This window comes from Pseudomonas sp. m6p, from assembly GCF_055760375.1.
The window spans coordinates 1,916,821-1,934,647 of the sequence record NZ_CM147084.1 but is presented as its reverse complement, the minus strand read 5'-3'; the positions used below and the strand labels follow the sequence as shown (position 1 = coordinate 1,934,647).

17 protein-coding genes are annotated in these 17,827 nt (G+C 62.6%); 13 read left to right on the top strand and 4 right to left on the bottom strand.

Annotated elements, in window-relative coordinates:
* Window positions 1–2: 2 nt before the first annotated feature.
* The gene (locus ACYZUM_RS08770; protein WP_108182537.1) at window positions 3–776 is read right to left on the bottom strand and encodes an AraC family transcriptional regulator; all 774 of its coding nucleotides are present in this window, start codon (window positions 774–776) and stop codon (window positions 3–5) included.
* Window positions 777–976: 200 nt separating this feature from the next.
* Between ACYZUM_RS08770 and ACYZUM_RS08765 the strand changes: the two genes are divergently transcribed.
* From ACYZUM_RS08765 to ACYZUM_RS08740, 6 genes are all read left to right on the top strand, one after another.
* On the top strand, window positions 977–2,605 hold the full coding sequence (locus ACYZUM_RS08765) for an APC family permease (protein WP_108182536.1): 1,629 nt from the start codon (window positions 977–979) through the stop codon (window positions 2,603–2,605).
* A 22-nt stretch (window positions 2,606–2,627) separates the two neighbouring features.
* Window positions 2,628–3,554: a 4-hydroxyproline epimerase gene (locus tag ACYZUM_RS08760; RefSeq protein WP_108182535.1), complete on the top strand. Its 927-nt coding sequence runs from the start codon at window positions 2,628–2,630 to the stop codon at window positions 3,552–3,554.
* A gap of 51 nt (window positions 3,555–3,605) precedes the next feature.
* Window positions 3,606–4,553: a dihydrodipicolinate synthase family protein gene (locus tag ACYZUM_RS08755; protein ID WP_047294039.1), complete on the top strand. Its 948-nt coding sequence runs from the start codon at window positions 3,606–3,608 to the stop codon at window positions 4,551–4,553.
* A 58-nt stretch (window positions 4,554–4,611) separates the two neighbouring features.
* Complete coding sequence (locus tag ACYZUM_RS08750; protein WP_108182534.1) at window positions 4,612–6,189, top strand: aldehyde dehydrogenase (NADP(+)); 1,578 nt, start codon at window positions 4,612–4,614, stop codon at window positions 6,187–6,189.
* A gap of 2 nt (window positions 6,190–6,191) precedes the next feature.
* Window positions 6,192–7,457 (top strand): NAD(P)/FAD-dependent oxidoreductase, encoded by a 1,266-nt coding sequence (locus ACYZUM_RS08745; protein WP_108182533.1) that lies wholly within the window; start codon window positions 6,192–6,194, stop codon window positions 7,455–7,457.
* Window positions 7,458–7,525: 68 nt separating this feature from the next.
* Complete coding sequence (locus ACYZUM_RS08740) at window positions 7,526–8,488, top strand: Dyp-type peroxidase (RefSeq protein ID WP_108182532.1); 963 nt, start codon at window positions 7,526–7,528, stop codon at window positions 8,486–8,488.
* Between the two features lie 27 nt (window positions 8,489–8,515).
* On the opposite strand, the gene ACYZUM_RS08735 is transcribed toward ACYZUM_RS08740, so the two are convergent.
* From ACYZUM_RS08735 to ACYZUM_RS08725, 3 genes are all read right to left on the bottom strand, one after another.
* Window positions 8,516–10,504 carry a peptidase U32 family protein gene (locus ACYZUM_RS08735; RefSeq protein ID WP_041072532.1) on the bottom strand — a complete coding sequence of 663 codons (1,989 nt, stop codon included), beginning with the start codon at window positions 10,502–10,504 and terminating at the stop codon, window positions 8,516–8,518.
* Between the two features lie 150 nt (window positions 10,505–10,654).
* A complete protein-coding gene (locus ACYZUM_RS08730) occupies window positions 10,655–10,819 on the bottom strand; it encodes a hypothetical protein (RefSeq protein WP_186448437.1) in 165 nt (54 codons plus the stop codon).
* Between the two features lie 108 nt (window positions 10,820–10,927).
* The gene (locus ACYZUM_RS08725; RefSeq protein ID WP_041072529.1) at window positions 10,928–11,170 is read right to left on the bottom strand and encodes a DUF465 domain-containing protein; all 243 of its coding nucleotides are present in this window, start codon (window positions 11,168–11,170) and stop codon (window positions 10,928–10,930) included.
* Window positions 11,171–11,374: 204 nt separating this feature from the next.
* On the opposite strand from ACYZUM_RS08725, the gene ACYZUM_RS08720 reads away from it, so the two are divergent.
* The 7 genes from ACYZUM_RS08720 to ACYZUM_RS08690 all read left to right on the top strand — a co-directional run bounded on the left by ACYZUM_RS08720 (window position 11,375) and on the right by ACYZUM_RS08690 (window position 17,580).
* Complete coding sequence (locus ACYZUM_RS08720; RefSeq protein ID WP_041072527.1) at window positions 11,375–11,896, top strand: DUF4142 domain-containing protein; 522 nt, start codon at window positions 11,375–11,377, stop codon at window positions 11,894–11,896.
* Window positions 11,897–12,152: 256 nt separating this feature from the next.
* Window positions 12,153–13,004: an STAS domain-containing protein gene (locus ACYZUM_RS08715; protein ID WP_041072525.1), complete on the top strand. Its 852-nt coding sequence runs from the start codon at window positions 12,153–12,155 to the stop codon at window positions 13,002–13,004.
* Window positions 13,005–13,008: 4 nt separating this feature from the next.
* Window positions 13,009–13,371 carry an STAS domain-containing protein gene (locus ACYZUM_RS08710; RefSeq protein WP_041072523.1) on the top strand — a complete coding sequence of 121 codons (363 nt, stop codon included), beginning with the start codon at window positions 13,009–13,011 and terminating at the stop codon, window positions 13,369–13,371.
* Window positions 13,368–13,772: an anti-sigma regulatory factor gene (locus ACYZUM_RS08705; protein WP_041072521.1), complete on the top strand. Its 405-nt coding sequence runs from the start codon at window positions 13,368–13,370 to the stop codon at window positions 13,770–13,772. Before ACYZUM_RS08710 ends, ACYZUM_RS08705 begins: the two co-directional genes overlap by 4 nt.
* Window positions 13,769–14,779 carry an ATP-binding protein gene (locus tag ACYZUM_RS08700; protein ID WP_108184385.1) on the top strand — a complete coding sequence of 337 codons (1,011 nt, stop codon included), beginning with the start codon at window positions 13,769–13,771 and terminating at the stop codon, window positions 14,777–14,779. Before ACYZUM_RS08705 ends, ACYZUM_RS08700 begins: the two co-directional genes overlap by 4 nt.
* Window positions 14,772–15,647: a sensor histidine kinase gene (locus ACYZUM_RS08695; RefSeq protein WP_041072519.1), complete on the top strand. Its 876-nt coding sequence runs from the start codon at window positions 14,772–14,774 to the stop codon at window positions 15,645–15,647. The genes ACYZUM_RS08700 and ACYZUM_RS08695 overlap by 8 nt, the downstream gene beginning before the upstream one ends.
* The gene (locus ACYZUM_RS08690; RefSeq protein WP_142579772.1) at window positions 15,637–17,580 is read left to right on the top strand and encodes a response regulator; all 1,944 of its coding nucleotides are present in this window, start codon (window positions 15,637–15,639) and stop codon (window positions 17,578–17,580) included. Before ACYZUM_RS08695 ends, ACYZUM_RS08690 begins: the two co-directional genes overlap by 11 nt.
* The last annotated feature ends 247 nt before the right edge of the window (window positions 17,581–17,827 follow it).

The following is a 17,827-nucleotide window of genomic DNA, read 5'->3' as shown; positions in this document are numbered from 1 at the left end:
CCTCACTGCGCCGTCGCCAACCGATACTGGCGCGGGGTGAATCCGGTCGAGGCCTTGAACTGCCGGGTGAAGGCGCTGTGGTCGGTATAGCCGCACTGCAGCGCCACCTCGGTGATCGGCAACTCGCCGTGCAACAGCCGATGCGCGTGCTCAAGACGCACTTTCTGGATCATCTGCCGCGGCGTCAGGTGGAACACCCGTTTGCAGTAGCGCTCCAGTTGCGCCACTGAAATTCCGGCGATGCGTGTCAGTTCGCTCAGGCTGACGCGCTGATTGAAGTTCGCCCGAATGTACTCGTCCACCGCCGCCAGTCGCTGATACGCCGGATGGGTTTCGCTGGCGGTTTGCAGGTCGACGGAAATGCCCGCCAGGCCAATGATCCGGTTATCACGATCGTACAGCGGACGCTTGTGGGTCAGGCACCAGCCGGGTTCGCGGCTGCCGTACAAATGCAGCTCCAGCTGATCCTCCAGCACCCATCCCTCTTCCAGCACGCGCCGATCCTGCTCGGTGTAGCCCGGGCCAAGTTGCGCCGGAAACACTTCGGCGCTGGTCTTGCCGAGTAACGGTCGCAGGTCTTTCAAACCGCAGCGCTGTACTAGCGTCTGGTTGGCCATGACGTAGCGTGCCTGCGGATCCTTGATGAAGATCGCCGCGTTGGGAATCACGTCAAGCATGGGCAACAGCAGCGCCATGCTGGCGAGCAGATCGTCGAGGCATTGCGCTCGGCTCGCCTCGTTCTGCTGGCTCAGGATCGCAAACGCATTCTGCGTCATGACTGTCACTCCCCACTGTGCGCATTGGCTTGCGCGCAGATTGCCCGATGGCTGGCAGCCTGTCGAGCCGGGCCTTTGCCGTGGGCCATTGTGCTGATTTCGTCATCGACACCGGCAAAAAACATCAATCGCGCAGCGCCTGACAAGTTCACTGTAGCGCCACTGCACGCCCCTCCAACAACCAACAAGAAGGCGACGCTATGACAGGCCAAGGCAAGTTCAAGAAACAACTTTCACTGATAGACCTCACGTTCATCGGACTGGGGGCGATCTTCGGTTCAGGCTGGTTGTTCGCGGCCAGTCATGTGTCGGCCATCGCCGGCCCGGCGGGGATTTTTTCCTGGCTGCTCGGCGGTTTCGCCGTGTTGCTGCTGGGCATTGTCTACTGCGAATTGGGCGCCGCGCTGCCCCGTGCCGGTGGCGTGGTGCGGTACCCGGTTTACTCCCACGGCCCGCTGCTCGGTTACCTGATGGGCTTCATCACGCTGATCGCGTTTTCCAGCCTGGTGGCGATCGAAGTGGTCGCCTCGCGGCAATATGCAGCAGCGTGGTTTCCCGAGTTGACCAAGGTCGGCTCCAGCGACCCGACCGTGCTTGGCTGGTTCGTGCAGTTCGGGCTGTTGTGCCTGTTTTTCCTGCTCAATTACCGCAGCGTGAAGACCTTCGCCATGGCCAATAATCTGGTCAGCGTGTTCAAGTTCATCGTGCCGCTGCTGGTGATCGGCGTGCTGTTCAGCTTCTTCAAACCGGCCAACTTCCAGATGCACGGCTTTGCGCCATTCGGCCTGTCCGGGATCGAAATGGCCGTGTCGGCCGGCGGGGTGATTTTCGCGTATCTGGGCCTGACGCCGATCATTTCGGTGGCCAGTGAAGTGAAGAATCCGCAACGCACGATTCCGATTGCGCTGATCCTGTCGGTGCTGCTCTCCACCGCGATCTACGTGCTGCTGCAGACCGCGTTCCTCGGCGGTATCCCGACCGAAATGCTCGCCAATGGCTGGGCCGGCGTCGCCAAGGAACTGGCCCTGCCGTATCGCGACATCGCGTTGGCACTGGGCGTCGGCTGGCTGGCGTATCTGGTGGTGGCCGATGCGGTGATCTCGCCCAGCGGTTGCGGCAACATCTACATGAACGCCACGCCACGGGTGATCTACGGCTGGGCGCAGACCGGGACCTTCTTCAAGATTTTCACCCGCATCGACGAGAAGTCCGGCATTCCGCGCCCCGCGCTGTGGCTGACCTTTGGCCTGTCGGTGTTCTGGACCCTGCCGTTCCCGTCATGGGAAGCGCTGATCAACGTGGTCTCCGCCGCGCTGGTATTGAGCTACGCCGTGGCCCCGGTGTCGGTGGCCGCCCTGCGCCGCAGCGCGCCGGGCATGCCGCGTCCGTTCCGGGTCAAGGGCATGAGTGTGCTCGGGCCGCTGTCGTTCATCATCGCCGCGCTGATCGTCTACTGGTCAGGCTGGGGCACCGTGTCGTGGTTGCTCGGCCTGCAAATCCTGATGTTCGTCATCTACCTGTTGTGTGGGCGCATGGTACCGACCGCGCACCTCAACCTCGGCCAGCAAGTGCGCTCGTCGGCGTGGCTGATCGGCTTCTACGCGCTGACCATCCTCCTCTCCAAACTCGGCAGCTTCGGTGGTATCGGCGTGCTCAGTCATCCGTTCGACACCGTGATCGTCGCGGTCTGCGCACTGGGCATCTACTACTGGGGCGCGGCCACCGGCGTACCGGCACACCTGATTCGTCTGGAAACCGAAGACGACGAAAGTGAAGCCGCTGAATCCTCCACCCATTCGGCAACGGGCCAACGCCCGGCGCACGCCTGATATTCACTGAAGGGACGCGTTCATGAAACGACTGCACATCATCGACTCTCACACCGGCGGCGAACCCACACGCCTGGTGATGAAGGGCTTCCCCGACTTGCCCGGCAACAGCATCGCCGAGCAGCGCGATGCCTTGCGCGAGGGCCACGATCAATGGCGCCGCGCCTGTCTGCTGGAACCGCGCGGCAACGACGTGCTGGTCGGCGCACTGTACTGTGCGCCGGTCTCGCCGGACGCCACCTGCGGAGTGATTTTCTTCAACAACGCCGGTTACCTCGGCATGTGCGGCCACGGCACCATCGGCCTGGTCAACTCGCTGCATTACCTGGGCCTCATCGAACCGGGCGTGCACCAGATCGACACCCCGGTCGGCCCGGTCAGCGCCACCCTGCACGAGGACGGCGCGGTGACCCTGGGCAACGTCCCGGCGTACCGCTATCGCAAACAGGTGCCGGTGGACGTGCCCGGCCACGGCCGCGTGTTCGGCGATATTGCCTGGGGCGGCAACTGGTTTTTCCTGGTTTCCGAACACTGCCAGGACCTGCAGATGAGCAACGTCGAAGCCCTCACCGATTACACCTGGGCGATGCTCAAGGCCCTCGAAGCCCAGGGCATTCACGGCGAGGACGGCGCGCTGATCGATCACGTCGAACTGTTCGCCGACGATGCCAAGGCCGACAGCCGCAACTTTGTCATGTGCCCGGGCAAAGCCTACGACCGCTCGCCCTGCGGCACCGGCACCAGCGCCAAACTGGCCTGCCTCGCCGCCGACGGCAAGCTCGCCGAAGGCCAGGTCTGGACGCAAGCGAGCATCACCGGCAGCCAGTTCGAAGGGCGCTTCGAATGGCAAGGCGAACGCGTGCGCCCGCTCATTACCGGGCGCGCCTACATGACCGCCGACGCCACCCTGCTGATCGACGAGCAGGACCCTTTCGCGTGGGGCATCTGACCTGCCCCGCTTTTTTAACGATCTGAATGAATCTCCCGAGGAGCTACAACAATGAGCGATAACATCTTCACTGGCTGCATTCCCGCGCTGATGACCCCGTGCACCGCCGCACGCAAACCGGACTTCGACGCCTTGGTCGCCAAAGGTCGCGAGCTGATCGATATCGGCATGAGCGCGGTGGTTTACTGCGGCTCGATGGGCGACTGGCCGCTGCTGACCGAAGCCGAACGTCAGGAAGGTGTGGCGCGTCTGGTGGCCGCCGGGGTGCCAACCATCGTGGGCACTGGCGCGGTCAACAGCCGTGAAGCGGTGTCCCACGCCGCCCACGCTGCAAAAGTCGGCGCGCATGGCCTGATGGTGATTCCACGCGTGCTGTCCCGTGGTGCTTCGGCGACTGCGCAAAAAGCCCACTTCGCCGCCATCCTCAAGGCCGCACCAAACCTGCCGGCGGTGATCTACAACAGCCCTTACTACGGCTTCGCTACCCGCGCCGAGCTGTTCTTCGAACTGCGCCGCGAGTATCCGAATTTGATTGGCTTCAAGGAGTTTGGCGGTGGCGCCGACTTGCGCTACGCCGCTGAAAACATCACCTCGCAGGACGATGCCGTGACCCTGATGGTCGGTGTCGATACGCAAGTGGTGCACGGTTTCGTCAACTGCAACGCCACCGGCGCGATCACCGGCATCGGCAACGCCCTGCCGCGCGAAGTCCTGCAACTGGTGGCGCTGAGCAAACAAGCGGCCAAGGGCGATGCCAAGGCCCGGCGTCTGGCGCGCGAACTGGAAGCGGCGCTGGCGGTGCTGTCGTCGTTCGATGAAGGCTGCGATCTGGTGCTGTATTACAAGCACCTGATGGTGCTCAACGGCGACCGCGAATACGCCCTGCACTTCAATGAAACCGACGCCTTGAGCGATGCCCAGCGTCGTTACGCCGAGACCCAGTACGCGCTGTTCCGTCAGTGGTACAAAAACTGGTCCGCCGAACAGAACCTCGCCTGACCGCAGTCCCTGCCCCGGTGCGGTATCGGGGCTTCACCTCTTTTATCAAGGAAGCGCCATGACTCTGACAGGCCACATGTTGATAGGCGGCCAAGCCATTGCCGGCAGCCGTGAAGCGATCCGTGCGATCAATCCCGCCACCGATGCGGTGCTGGAACCCGCGTACGCCGGGGGCAGCAGCGAGCATGTCGAACAGGCCTGCAAACTCGCGTGGCAAGCGTTTGATCCATATCGCGAGACATCCCTCAGTGCTCGCGCCGAATTTCTCGAAACCATCGCCAATGAGATCGAAGCCCTCGGCGATGCGCTGATTGACCGCGCCGTGGCCGAAAGCGGCCTGCCGCGCGCACGTATTCAAGGCGAACGCGGACGCACCTGCGGACAATTGCGCACTTTTGCCCGCACCGTCCGTGCCGGCGAATGGCTGGACGTGCGGGTCGATCAGGCACAACCACAACGCCAGCCACTGCCCCGTTCTGATCTGCGCCAGCGGCAGATCGCGCTGGGGCCGGTGGCCGTGTTTGGTGCGAGCAATTTTCCGCTGGCGTTCTCCGTGGCGGGCGGCGACACCGCTTCGGCGCTGGCCGCCGGTTGCCCGGTGATCGTCAAGGCGCACAGCGCGCATCCCGGCACAAGCGAACTGGTCGGCCAGGCGCTGACGCGCGCGGTGAAAAAGTGCGCGTTGCCCGAAGGTGTGTTCTCCCTGCTGTTCGGTTCCGGCAATGAAGTGGGAATTGCGTTGGTCAGTGATTGGCGCATCAAGGCTGTGGGCTTCACCGGCTCGCGCAGTGGCGGCCTCGCCCTGAGCCGAGCGGCGCAAGCGCGGCCGGAACCGATTCCGGTGTACGCGGAAATGAGCTCTATCAATCCGGTGCTGCTGTTTCCCGCAGCGCTTGCTGCTCGCGGTGAGGCGTTGGCGCAGGGTTTTGTCGCCTCGCTGACTCAGGGTGCCGGGCAGTTCTGTACCAATCCCGGGCTGGTCATCGCTCACCAAGGGCCGGCGCTGGACAGTTTCATCGCCACCGCCGCCGAAGGGGTCCAGCGCAGCCCGGCGCAGACCATGCTTACGCCGGGGATCTTCCGCGCCTATTCGAGCGCAGTCGCCGCGTTGGCCGAACATCCGCAGGCGCAACACGTGGCGAGCGGTCTAGCGGCTGAAGGGCCGAACCAGTGCCAGACGCAATTGTTCATGACCCAGGCGCAGGACTTCCTCGCCGACGCACGCCTGCAAGGTGAAATCTTTGGTGCCGCATCGCTGATCGTACAGTGCGCCAACGACGATGAAATCCGTCAGGTCTGCGAACACCTCGAAGGCCAGTTGACCGCCACGCTGCAACTGGATAACGCTGATCTGGATCGCGCCCGGGCCTTGTTGCCGACACTGGAACGCAAGGCCGGACGTTTGCTGGTCAATGGCTGGCCGACCGGGGTCGAAGTGTGTGACGCGATGGTGCATGGCGGGCCGTTCCCGGCGACGTCGGACGCGCGCAGCACCTCGGTCGGCACCGCGGCGATTCTGCGTTTCCTGCGCCCGGTGTGCTATCAGGACTTCCCTGACGTTTTGCTGCCGCTACCGTTGCAACAGGCAAATCCGCTGCACTTGCGGCGCTTGCTCGACGGCCTGAGGGAAGCCTGAACATGCCCGACAACCTCACAGCGGACCACGCCGATATCGCGGTGATCGGTGCCGGCATCATCGGCGTCGCCTGCGCTCTGCAACTGGCGCGTCAGGGTAAACGGGTGGTAGTCATCGACAAGCAGCCGCCCGGTCATGGCGCCTCGTTCGGCAACGCCGGACACTTGGCCACTGAGCAGGTGTTTCCGATTGCCGACGCGTCGATCCTCAAGCGTCTGCCGGCGATGCTGATGGACCCGATGGGCCCGCTGCGCCTGGACTGGAAATACCTGCCGTGCGCCGTGCCGTGGTTCACCCGTCTGTTGCTGAACCTGCGCCCGGCGCCGTTTCAGCGCACCGTAGCCGGCTTGCGCGCGCTAAATGAAAGCAGCCTCGACGCCTGGAAGCGCTTGCTGCACAGCATCGCCCGCCCCGACCTGCTCAAGGAGGACGGCTCGCTGCTGGTCTTCGAGCGCGTCGAATCGCGACAAGCCGTCGACGCCTTGCAGGCGCGCATGCGTCAGCAACAGGTGCCGGTGGATTTCTGGTCGGCCAGCGCCGTGCGAGAAAGTGCGCCGCAGCTCAGCGAACAGATTCAGGGCGGATTGTTCTACCCGCGCACCGGGCACTTTCTCGACCCGTATCAGGTGGTGTGTGAACTGGTGAGTGCGGCGAAAACGGCCGGCGTGCAGTTCATTCAGCAGGAAGTTCAGGGCGGCCAGTTGCAGGCGCATGGCGTGTCGTTGCTTACCGATCAGGGGCGTTTCAGCGCGCGGCAGGTGCTGATCGCCTGTGGTGCGCATTCGGCGAAGCTCACCGCCGCGCTGACCGGCAAGCAGGTGCCGCTGGACACCGAACGCGGCTATCACCTGATGTTGCCGCACGAGCACGGGCGCCTGCCGTTTGCGGTGACGTCACTGGAGCGCAAGTTCATCATGACGCCAATGACCGGCGGTCTGCGCCTGGCCGGTACCGTGGAGTTCGCCGGCCTGCAGCGCCCGCCGTTCATGCAGCGCGCCTGGCAGTTGCACCGTTTGAGCAAAGGTTTGTTCCGTCATGATTTGAGCGCGGAGGACGCGACGCCGTGGATGGGCTTTCGCCCGTCGCTGCCGGACTCGCTGCCGGTCATCGACCAGGTTTGCGACGGCAAGGTGCTGCTCGCCTTCGGTCATCAGCATTTGGGTCTGACGCAGGCGGCGGTGACGGCGCAGATGGTCGCGCAGCTGATATCCCCTTCGGCAAACGCTGGCTTGCCGGCACAGGAGGCCTATCGACTGGATCGTTTCTGAGATACCGATGAAACGTTTTTGGTTTCATACTGAGCGCCGACCTTGGCCCCGCGCATATGGAACCGACGATGACCTCAGCAATGGATACCCCCGAGCCGCAAGCGATCTGCAACCCCATCACCAGCAGCGCGATCTTCATCGTCGCCACGTTACTGCCCGGGAGCGACGCCGCCAGTCAGGTGCGCGGCTGGTGCGGCGACATCGCCGCCCTCACCCGTTCGGTCGGCAAACGTGTGCCCAACGGCAACTTGTCATGTGTCTGCGGTTTCAGCGCCAGCGCCTGGGACTCCCTGTTCGGCAGCCCGCGCCCGGCCTCGCTGCATCCGTTTCGTGAGTTCGGCGTCGAGGGCCGCCGTGCGGTGGCGACGCCGGGGGACATTCTGCTGCACATCCGTGCCGAGCAGATGGACCTGTGTTTCGAACTGGCTACGCAGTTGTGCAGCGCACTCAACGGCGCAATCACGGTAGTCGATGAGGTGCAGGGTTTCCGCTACTTCGACATGCGCAGCATCATCGGTTTCGTTGATGGCACCGAGAACCCGGTGGGCCGCAAGGCCGATCACTTCACGCTGATCGGCAACGAAGATCCGGCGTTCGAATCCGGCAGCTATGTGCTGGTGCAGAAGTACCTGCACAAGATGGAGGCCTGGAATGCACTGAGCGTCGAAGCTCAGGAAAAGGTGATCGGCCGCACCAAGCTGGCTGACATCGAACTCGGTGAGGAGGTCAAGCCGAGCAACTCCCACAGCGCCCTGACCACCATCACCAAGGACGGCCAGGAGCAGAAGATCCTGCGCGACAACATGCCGTTCGGCCGCCCGGGGGCTGGCGAGTTCGGCACTTATTTCATCGGTTACGCGCGCTCGCCGGAACCGATCGAGCAGATGCTGGAGAACATGTTTGTCGGCAAACCCGTCGGCAACTACGACCGTTTGCTGGACTTCAGCACGGCGGTTACCGGAGGATTGTTTTTTGTACCGTCAGCCGACTTGCTCGAAGACCTCGCGGAGCGCGAGCCCGAGCAGGCGTGACACCGTAGCGCCACGCCCGCCCGTCACTCAGTGTGGCGCGCGCGGGATGGTTTTCAGCAGGTCTTCCGGGCTGATGTGGCCCACCACGCTGCCCGGTTGCGGCATGTTGAGGATGTGGCCTTTCATCTTGCCGATGATGTGCATCTCGCACGGCTTGCAGTCGAACTTCAGGGTCAGCACTTCGTCGCCGTGAATCAGCTGCATCGGCGCGACTTTGGTGCGCACCCCGGTCACGCCCTTGGCCTGTTTCGGGCACAGGTTGAACGAGAAACGCAGGCAGTGCTTGGTGATCATCACCGGCACTTCACCGGCCTCTTCGTGCGCCTCGTAGGCCGCATCGATCAGCTTCACGCCGTGACGGTGATAGAAGTCGCGGGCCTTCTGGTTGTAGACGTTGGCCAGGAACGACAGGTGCGACTCCGGGTACACCGGCGGCGGCGTGGTTTCGGCCTTGCGGCTGCCACGCGGGTGCGCCGCAACGCGGGCGGCGGTCAGGGCTTCGATGACTTCACGGCGCAAGGCTTTGAGCTGCGAGTTCGGGATGAAGAACGCCTGCGGTGCGTCCAGTTTCACGTCGATGGCGTGATATTGGGTAGTGCCGAGCTGGCCGAGCAGATCCTGCAATTGCTCCAGCGCCTGCTCCGGCTTGTTGGCCACACCGAACGGGCCGTTCAGGGTCACGCTGGCGCTGATGCCCTCTTCACTGGTGGCAGTCAGTTCCAGCTGCTCTTCACGCAGGCGCGCCACCCAGCTCAGGGCCACGCGGCGTTCGGCGGAGGTCTTCAGCAGTGCCTGTTGCCAGTTGTGGTCGAGGTTGCGGTTCAGCGGATGGTTCGGCCGCAGCTTGTACAGGCCTTCGGGCATTTCGTTCGGCTCGACGCGGTAGCGGTAGCGCTTCTCGCCGTCTTCTTCGAACTCGCCCTTCGGCTCGGCGATGTTGGCGCGGAAACCCACCACTTCACGCTTGACCAGCACGTTGAGGCCATCGCCGTTGGACAGCGGCTCCTGCGTCACCACCTGCATGTCACGCTTGCCGACTTTCTCGACGGTGCCCACGGGCAGGCCGGTGAAGGTCGGCGAGTCGAACGCGCCGATGTCGATCTTGCGATCGGTGACGAAGTAGTCGGTGCTGCCACGGTGGAAGGTCTTTTCCGGGTCCGGCAGGAAGAAATGCGCGGTGCGGCCGCTGGAAGCGCGGGCCAGATCCGGACGGTCTTCGAGCACGTCGTCGAGGCGCTGGCGGTAATAGGCCGTGATGTTCTTCACATAGCCCATGTCCTTGTAACGACCTTCGATCTTGAACGAGCGCACACCGGCCTCGACCAGCGCGCGGATGTTGGCGCTCTGGTTGTTGTCCTTCATCGACAGCAGGTGTTTTTCGTAGGCGATCACGCCACCCTTTTCGTCTTTGAGGGTGTACGGCAGACGGCAGGCCTGGGAGCAGTCGCCACGGTTGGCGCTGCGCCCGGTCTGCGCGTGAGAAATGTTGCACTGCCCGGAGAACGCCACGCATAGCGCGCCGTGGATGAAGAACTCGATGGCGGCATCGGTTTCATCGGCGATGGCGCGGATTTCTTTCAGGTTCAGCTCACGGGCCAGCACCAGTTGCGAGAAACCGGCCTGATCGAGGAACTTCGCCCGCTCCAGAGTGCGGATGTCGGTCTGGGTGCTGGCATGCAGCTCGATCGGCGGGATGTCCAGCTCCATTACGCCCAGATCCTGAACGATCAGCGCGTCGACGCCGGCGTCGTACAACTGGTGGATCAGCTTGCGGGCCGGCTCCAGTTCGTTGTCGTGCAGAATGGTGTTGATGGTGGTGAAAATGCGCGCGTGATAACGGCGGGCAAACTCCACCAGTTCGGCGATTTCACTCACTTCGTTGCAGGCGTTGTGGCGCGCGCCGAAGCTCGGGCCACCGATGTACACGGCGTCGGCGCCGTGCAGGATGGCTTCACGGGCGATGGCCACGTCACGGGCGGGGCTGAGCAGTTCCAGGTGATGCTTGGGCAAGGACATAGTTTTTTTAGTCAGGCGGTCACGGTCAAGGCGCGCATTGTAGCCGCGAAACGCCCGAGCGGCACGCTTGTGCTGCCAAGTGGCAAATGTCCCGACGCCACTAAACGACACATCCCCTGCGATAACCGGCTTGCCAGCGCTTAGGGCCTGTCAATTGCCGGATCGGTCGAACGTATCCGGATCTTCGTCTTCAGGAAGATCATCATCCGGCTCTTCTGGATGACTTGTGGTGTGTGCCGGGCTATCGGGTTCCGGATGCGTGGGCACCGGGTCGAAAGCGCCCTGCTCTTCACTGGGAAATCTGGGTGTGTTCATGTGGCACCTCGCAAAGAGTCGCTAAGTGAAGACTCTGTACATTCGAGGTGCCGGTCGGGGGCGGCGTTCAGTCATTTCACCATCGCGCAGCGGTGAAGCGACTGACGGTCAGGATCGAGCCTGCAACTGGGCGACGATCTTGTCTTTGACCTGCAGGCGTTTTTCTTTGAGTTTTTTCAATGTGTCATCGCTGGGCGCATCCGAGGTTGCCGTCTCGGCCTTGACGACGTCGGCGTCCGCCTCGGAATACTTGTTGATCAGTGCATCCAGAAATGGATCCTCGGAGCGTTTTTGCTGGACCTCTTCCTTCGTTAGCTTCAAATCCTGATACAGGTCATGAGTCACCGGCATGGAACACCTCCGTCAGTTGATCGGCAGCCAACGCGACCGATGGCGTCAGCCTTTATCAGAATGGCCTCGGTTGAGGGGTTCTGTCGACCACCTGTCAGACCAGCGGTGGCCGTTCGTCGCCCTGTCGTAAACGCGATCAAACCTTTGCCCGCGCCATTGCCTCCATTGCATAACGTCAACAAAAACCTGTGTGGAGAAATACCAATGGACGGATTCAACCTGCGTCACCTCGTTCTGGCTGTCGCGTTGAGCAGCGGCATGGGCAGTGCCTTTGCCGCCACTTCCAACAGCTTCGTCGACAATGCCGCAGCCGGTGGCATTGCGGAGATCGAGACCAGCCGTCTGGCCCTGGAAAAAAGCCAGTCGGCCGACATCAAGGCCTTCGCCAACATGATGATCACCGACCACGGCAAGGCCAACGATGAACTGGCGAGCATCGCCAAGGCCAATGACATCGAGGTGCCGGACAGCACCACCCTGGTCAAGCAGGCCAAGGAGAAGATCCTCGACATGCGCGATGAGTCCTTCGACGCGGCCTACGCCAACAATCAGGTCAAAGCCCACGAAGAAACCATCGAATTATTCAAGAAAGAAGCGAATACGGTGACCGACGACAAGGTCAAGGGCGCCACGGAATTGAAAGCCTTCGCGCAGAAGATGTTGCCGGCGCTGGAAAAACACCTGACGGCCGCCAAAGAGCTGCAAGCCAAGCACCCAAGCAAGTAATCCGCGCGCCTGCCCCACAAAGCCGCATCCTGCCGATGCGGCTTTTTTCATTCTGCGCCCCGCACCCTGCGCACGCCCGGCGCGCAAAAAACCGCCAAATGCGGCCATCCCGACTAGAGTTACCGGGGCCTTTCTTGCGCCAGATCAAAAATATCCTTGCGCAATGGAACAACTATTTTGAACGGCAAAGGTCACTGACTTCGCACCGGTCATTTTTTACAGAACCGGCCCCCATACGCTACGGAGCAACAGGCACATGGCAGCACTGCAGAACAGCACATTCGATGCGATGAAAAACAAACAACCCCAACTGCTGAGCGAATGGATCAACGGCCTGGAAGCCAGCGGCGCCACCCGCAATCTCAAGGACCATGACCTGCAACAACAGACCAGCGACTTCCTGCAACTGGTCATCAATGGCCTGCAGGATGACAACGGCACCAACATCAATGCGCCGGGTTGGGAAGCCACCCGCCAGTTCCTCGAAAAGCTGTCCCATAGCCGCGCCCTGCTCGGTCAGGATTCGCAACAGACCGCCAGCTTCATTTTCGCGCTCAAAGGCCCGCTGTTTGCCTTGCTGCAAAGTCACTATCGCGAACAACCGGCACTGCTGGCCGAACAACTCTGGGAGATTTCCGAACTGTTCGACGCCTTCGGCATGCACACCATCCGTACCTTCCAGAAGTCCCGCGAAGCGGTGATCAAACGTCAACAGGAAGAATTGCTGGAGCTCTCCACGCCAGTGGTCAAGCTGTGGGATGGCGTGCTGGCGCTGCCCATGATCGGTACCCTGGATTCGCAACGCACCCAGGTGGTGATGGAGTCCCTGCTGCAACGCATCGTCGACACCGGTTCGGAAATCGCCATCATCGATATCACTGGCGTCCCCACCGTGGACACCTTGGTCGCGCAACACCTGCTGAAAACCGTGACCGCGATTCGCCTGATGGGCGCCGACTGCATCATCAGCGGCGTGCGTCCGCAGATCGCCCAGACCATCGTGCACTTGGGCCTGGACCTGCAAGGCGTGGTCACCAAGGCCAACCTGGCCGATGCATTGAAACTCGCGCTCACCCGCCTGGGCATCAGCCTCGGCAAAGCGGTCTGAGCCGATGGAGCGTATTCCGATTCTTCAAATGGGTGACTTTCTGCTCGTCACCATCCAGGTCGACATGCATGACCAACTGGCCCTGACCCTGCAGGACGACCTGTCCGAGCGCATCAGCAGGACGTCGGCGCGCGGTGTGTTGATCGACATCTCGGCGCTGGACATGGTCGACTCGTTCATCGGGCGGATGATCGGCACCATCTCCGGCCTGTCAAAAATCATGGATGCCGAAACCATGCTGGTAGGCATGCAACCCGCCGTGGCGATCACTCTGGTCGAGCTCGGCCTGACCCTGCCCGGCGTCAGCACCGCGCTGAACGTCGAGCGCGGAATGAAACTGCTGCAGGAACGAGTACGCCAACAATGACCGTGCGCAGCAGCGGTACTCAACCGATCAGCATCGAGCAGGACGTGGTGCTCGCCCGGCAGACGGCGCGCAAACTGGCCACCGAATGCGGCATGCGGCTGATCGACCTGACCAAACTGGTGACGGCCGTTTCAGAGCTGGCGCGCAACACCATGGTCTATGGCGGTGGCGGCGACATGGACTGGCAGATCCTCGACGAAAACGCTCGTGTCGGCCTGCGCCTGACCTTCCGCGATGAAGGCCCGGGCATTCCCGACATCAAACTGGCGATGACCGATGGCTGGACCTCCGGCAGCGGTCTGGGCCTGGGGCTTACGGGCGCGAAACGGCTGGTCGATGAATTCGAACTGGACACCGAGCCCGGCAAGGGCACTCGAATAACGATCACCCGATGGACATGAATATCGCTGGGTCGCTGACCCAGGTGCTGCTGATCGAAGACAGCAGCCAGATCGGCCACGCCCGGCGCACCGCGCAACGGCTCGCCGAGCAACATGGCTTCGATGCGACCGAAGCCGGACGTGTGGCGCTGGTCGCCACCGAACTGGCCAGTAATGTGCTCAAGCATGCCAGTCGTGGCGAGTTTCATCTGCGGCTGCTACCGCGAACCGGCGGCTTCGGCATCGAAATGCTTGCGGTCGATCGCGCTCAAGGCTTTGACCTGGACGCGTGCCTGACCGATGGCTTTTCCACCGGCGGCACCCAGGGCATCGGGCTGGGCGCCGTGGCGCGCCAGACCGAAGTATTTGACGTTTATGCCGACACCCGTGGCGCGGTGCTGCTGGCGCGTTTGTATCCACGCGCAGACCGTCAGCCCGACCTGCGTTACGGCGTCAGCCAGCACTCACTGCACAACGATCCGGCGTGCGGCGACGCCTGGCACCTGGCGTACAACGGTGCCAACGTCAGTGCGCTGATCATCGACGGCCTCGGCCACGGTGAAGACGCCGAACGGGCGGCGAAGGCCGGCGAACAGGTGTTCGCCCAGAGCCCGTTCGCCAGCCCGGTGCTGCTGATGGAGGACATGCACCGCGACATGATCGGCAGCCGCGGTGGTGCTGCCGCGTTCGCGCAGTTCAATGCCGCCCGCGGCGGCCTGACCTTTACCGGCGTTGGCAACATCGGCGCCAGCCTGATCACCGCCGACAAGTCGCGCGGGCTGGCCTCTCATCCGGGGATCGTCGGCGGCCAATACCGGAAAGCCCAGCCCTTTGACTATGCTCACGTGAACGGACATCTATTGATCATGTACAGCGACGGCCTGCAGTCCCGTTGGAATCTTCAAGACTACCCCGGTCTGGTGCACCGCCATCCCGCCGTGATAGCCAGCGTCCTGCACCGCGACTTCTGTCGCGGCCGCGACGACGTAACGGTGCTGGTCGTTGCCCTGGAGGCCGCCCATGGCTGAGTCGCCCACCCTGAACGCGGCGGAGCAGGCTGCCCTGATCGCCCAGTTGCAAAGCGAGACCGCCGCCCTGCGCGACGAACTCGACGAAACCAACCAGGGCGTGCTTGCGCTTTACGCCGAGCTCGACACCCAGGCCGAACAACTGCGCCAGGCTTCGGATCTGAAAAGCCGTTTCCTGTCGTACATGAGCCACGAGTTCCGCACGCCGCTGGGTTCGATCCTGAGCGTCAACAGTCTGCTCGCCGACGAGCTCGACGGTCCGCTCAGCCCCGAGCAGCACAAACAAGTGGCGTTCGTCAGCAGCGCCGCCCGGGAACTGAGCGACATGGTCGATGACCTGCTCGATCTGGCGAAGATCGAAGCCGGACGAATCAGTATTTCTCCGGCGTGGTTCGACATGTTCGATCTGTTCAGCGCGTTGCGTGGCATGTTCCGGCCGATCGTCGATGCGTCGGCGGTTGATCTGATTTTCGAAGAGCCGGTCGGATTGCCGCGCCTGTACACCGACGACAAGAAACTCGCGCAGATCTTGCGCAATTTCATTTCCAACTCGCTGAAATTCACCACCCGTGGCGAAGTCCGGGTCTCGGCGCGCCTGGAAGGTGCGGACAGAGTACGTTTTGCCGTCAGCGACACCGGCATCGGTATCGCGCCGGAGCTGCATGGTGCATTGTTCGAGGACTTTTCTCAGGTCGACTCGCCATTGCAGAAACGCCTGCGCGGCACCGGTCTCGGCTTGTCGCTGTGCAAGCGCTTCGCCGCCCTGCTCGGCGGCGAAGTCGGAATGGACAGCACGCCGGGTGTCGGCTCGACCTTTTTCGTGATCATTCCACTGGCGCTCGCCCTGGAGAATGTCGATGAAACGTGACATCCGTCTGTTGATCGTCGACGACAACGTCGCCACTCGCTACGCCTTGCGCCGGCGTCTGGAGCGCCATGGCTATGAGGTGCTGGAGGCCGGTACCGGCAACGAGGGCCTGACGCTGATCGCCAGCGAAGCGCTCGATGCCCTGATCCTCGACGTCAATCTGCCGGACATGAGCGGTTTCGATATCGTGCGCATCCTGCGGGCCGATGCACACACCGCGCTGCTGCCGGTGATCCACGTGTCTGCCGCGTCGATCCAGACCGGCGACATCATCACCGGGCTGGACGCCGGGGCCGATGCCTACCTGATTCACCCGGTGGACCCGGACGTGCTGTTGGCGACCCTGCGCACCCTGCTGCGAGTGCGTGATACCGAAAATGCGCTGCGTGAGAGCGAGGCTCGGTTCCGTGAGATTTTCGTCAATGTCTCGGCACCGATTGCCGTGCTCGATGCCAACCTGAAAGTGCATGAATGCAACCACGCCTTCACGCAAATGATTCAGGACAACCGCAACCCGCACACCCTCAGCGAATGCTTCGACGCTGACCAGGGCGCGATCCTCGACGAGTTGCGCCTGCGACTGGTCGATGGCGAGCGCTGGAAAGGCACGTTGAACATGCGCGTACAGGGCGAGATTCGCGAAACCGAGTGGCAGATTTCGCCGTACCGCACGCCGCAGCTCAGCCTGGTATTCGTCGAAGACGTCACCGAGCATCGCCACCGCGAACGCTCGCACCTGGCACAGCTGGACGACACCACCACACAACTGGCCAAGGAAGTCGCCGAGCGCGTGCGTGCCGAATCGCAGCTGCTGCAAGTGCAGAAAATGGACGCGCTGGGCAAGCTCACCGGAGGCATTGCCCACGACTTCAACAATCTGCTGACCGGGATCATCACCAGTCTGGAACTGATCCAGAAACGCGTGGCTGATGCGCGTCCGGACAAGGTGCAGTTCTACGCCGAAGCCGCACTGAATTCGGCGATGAGTGCCGCGTCACTCACTCATCGCCTGCTGGCCTTCGCTCGCCAACAGCCATTGGATACCCGACCGGTAGACATCAATGAGCAAGTGCGCTCGCTGGAAGAGTTGCTGATGCGCACCATCGGTGAACGCATCACGCTCAAACTGGAGCTGACCAACAAACCGGCGATTGCCCTGGTCGACCCGGTGCAACTGGAAAGCGCGGTGCTGAATCTGGTGATCAATGCCCGGGATGCGCTGCCCAGGGGCGGCAATATCTGGGTCAACACCTATGCGGCATATTCCCACGGCGACCCGAACCTGGCCGATGGTGCGTATGTGGCGCTGTCGGTGCGCGATGACGGCACCGGTATCGAGCACAGTGTGATCGACAAAGTGTTCGATCCGTTCTTCACCACCAAACCGCTGGGTCAGGGGACCGGTCTGGGGCTGTCGACGATCTACGGTTTCGCCCGCCAGTCCGGCGGCGATGCGCACATTCGCAGCGTGGCACGGCGCGGTACCGAAGTGACCCTCATGCTGCCGGCGACCAACGACCCGACCGGGGCCGATATCCCGGCGCCGAAGGTGGATCCGCAGGGCGCCGGTGAGCATGTCCTGATTGTCGAAGACATGCCGGCGGTGCGCATGTTCGTCACCGAAGTGCTGGAGGATGCGGGTTACCGCTGCACCCAGGCGGCGGATATCGAAACCGCACTGGAGCGCTTGCAGAATGATCCGACCATCGACCTGTTGCTGAGCGATGTTGGCCTGCCGCGCATGAGCGGTCGCGAACTGGCGGACGTGGCGCGGGGCTGGCGCGAAAACCTGCCGATTCTGTTCATGACCGGTTATGCCGAGACCGCGATCAATCGCCAGGTATTTCTGGGCAGCGGCATGGAAATGCTGGTCAAGCCATTCCAGATCAGCGAACTGCTGGACAAGGTCCGGCGCACGCTTGATGGCGCCTGACACAACGCCATCACCAGCCTGCTGGCTCCCACAGGACGGGAGTCATCCGCAGATTTTTGTGCACACCACAAAATCCTGTGGGAGCGAGCCTGCTCGCGAAGGCATCGGTACATCCAGCCTCTCTATTGCCTGACACACCGCTTTCGCTGGCAAGCCAACTCCCACTGGACTGATGCCGTCCGCAGGTGTTGTGAACACCGCAAAAACCTGTGGGAGCGGGCTTGCCCGCGATGGCGTCGGCACATTC

Bases quoted from the DNA above. Each gene is read 5' to 3' on its own strand.
- ACYZUM_RS08700 (WP_108184385.1), top strand. From the start codon at position 13,769: ATGAATATCGCTGGGTCGCTGACCCAGGTGCTGCTGATCGAAGACAGC.
- ACYZUM_RS08730 (WP_186448437.1), bottom strand. From the start codon at position 10,819: ATGAACACACCCAGATTTCCCAGTGAAGAGCAGGGCGCTTTCGACCCG.
- ACYZUM_RS08735 (WP_041072532.1), bottom strand. From the start codon at position 10,504: ATGTCCTTGCCCAAGCATCACCTGGAACTGCTCAGCCCCGCCCGTGAC.
- ACYZUM_RS08720 (WP_041072527.1), top strand. From the start codon at position 11,375: ATGGACGGATTCAACCTGCGTCACCTCGTTCTGGCTGTCGCGTTGAGC.
- ACYZUM_RS08770 (WP_108182537.1), bottom strand. From the start codon at position 776: ATGACGCAGAATGCGTTTGCGATCCTGAGCCAGCAGAACGAGGCGAGC.
- ACYZUM_RS08755 (WP_047294039.1), top strand. From the start codon at position 3,606: ATGAGCGATAACATCTTCACTGGCTGCATTCCCGCGCTGATGACCCCG.
- ACYZUM_RS08745 (WP_108182533.1), top strand. From the start codon at position 6,192: ATGCCCGACAACCTCACAGCGGACCACGCCGATATCGCGGTGATCGGT.
- ACYZUM_RS08765 (WP_108182536.1), top strand. From the start codon at position 977: ATGACAGGCCAAGGCAAGTTCAAGAAACAACTTTCACTGATAGACCTC.
- ACYZUM_RS08725 (WP_041072529.1), bottom strand. From the start codon at position 11,170: ATGCCGGTGACTCATGACCTGTATCAGGATTTGAAGCTAACGAAGGAA.
- ACYZUM_RS08715 (WP_041072525.1), top strand. From the start codon at position 12,153: ATGGCAGCACTGCAGAACAGCACATTCGATGCGATGAAAAACAAACAA.
- ACYZUM_RS08740 (WP_108182532.1), top strand. From the start codon at position 7,526: ATGACCTCAGCAATGGATACCCCCGAGCCGCAAGCGATCTGCAACCCC.
- ACYZUM_RS08695 (WP_041072519.1), top strand. From the start codon at position 14,772: ATGGCTGAGTCGCCCACCCTGAACGCGGCGGAGCAGGCTGCCCTGATC.
- ACYZUM_RS08690 (WP_142579772.1), top strand. From the start codon at position 15,637: ATGAAACGTGACATCCGTCTGTTGATCGTCGACGACAACGTCGCCACT.
- ACYZUM_RS08760 (WP_108182535.1), top strand. From the start codon at position 2,628: ATGAAACGACTGCACATCATCGACTCTCACACCGGCGGCGAACCCACA.
- ACYZUM_RS08710 (WP_041072523.1), top strand. From the start codon at position 13,009: ATGGAGCGTATTCCGATTCTTCAAATGGGTGACTTTCTGCTCGTCACC.
- ACYZUM_RS08750 (WP_108182534.1), top strand. From the start codon at position 4,612: ATGACTCTGACAGGCCACATGTTGATAGGCGGCCAAGCCATTGCCGGC.
- ACYZUM_RS08705 (WP_041072521.1), top strand. From the start codon at position 13,368: ATGACCGTGCGCAGCAGCGGTACTCAACCGATCAGCATCGAGCAGGAC.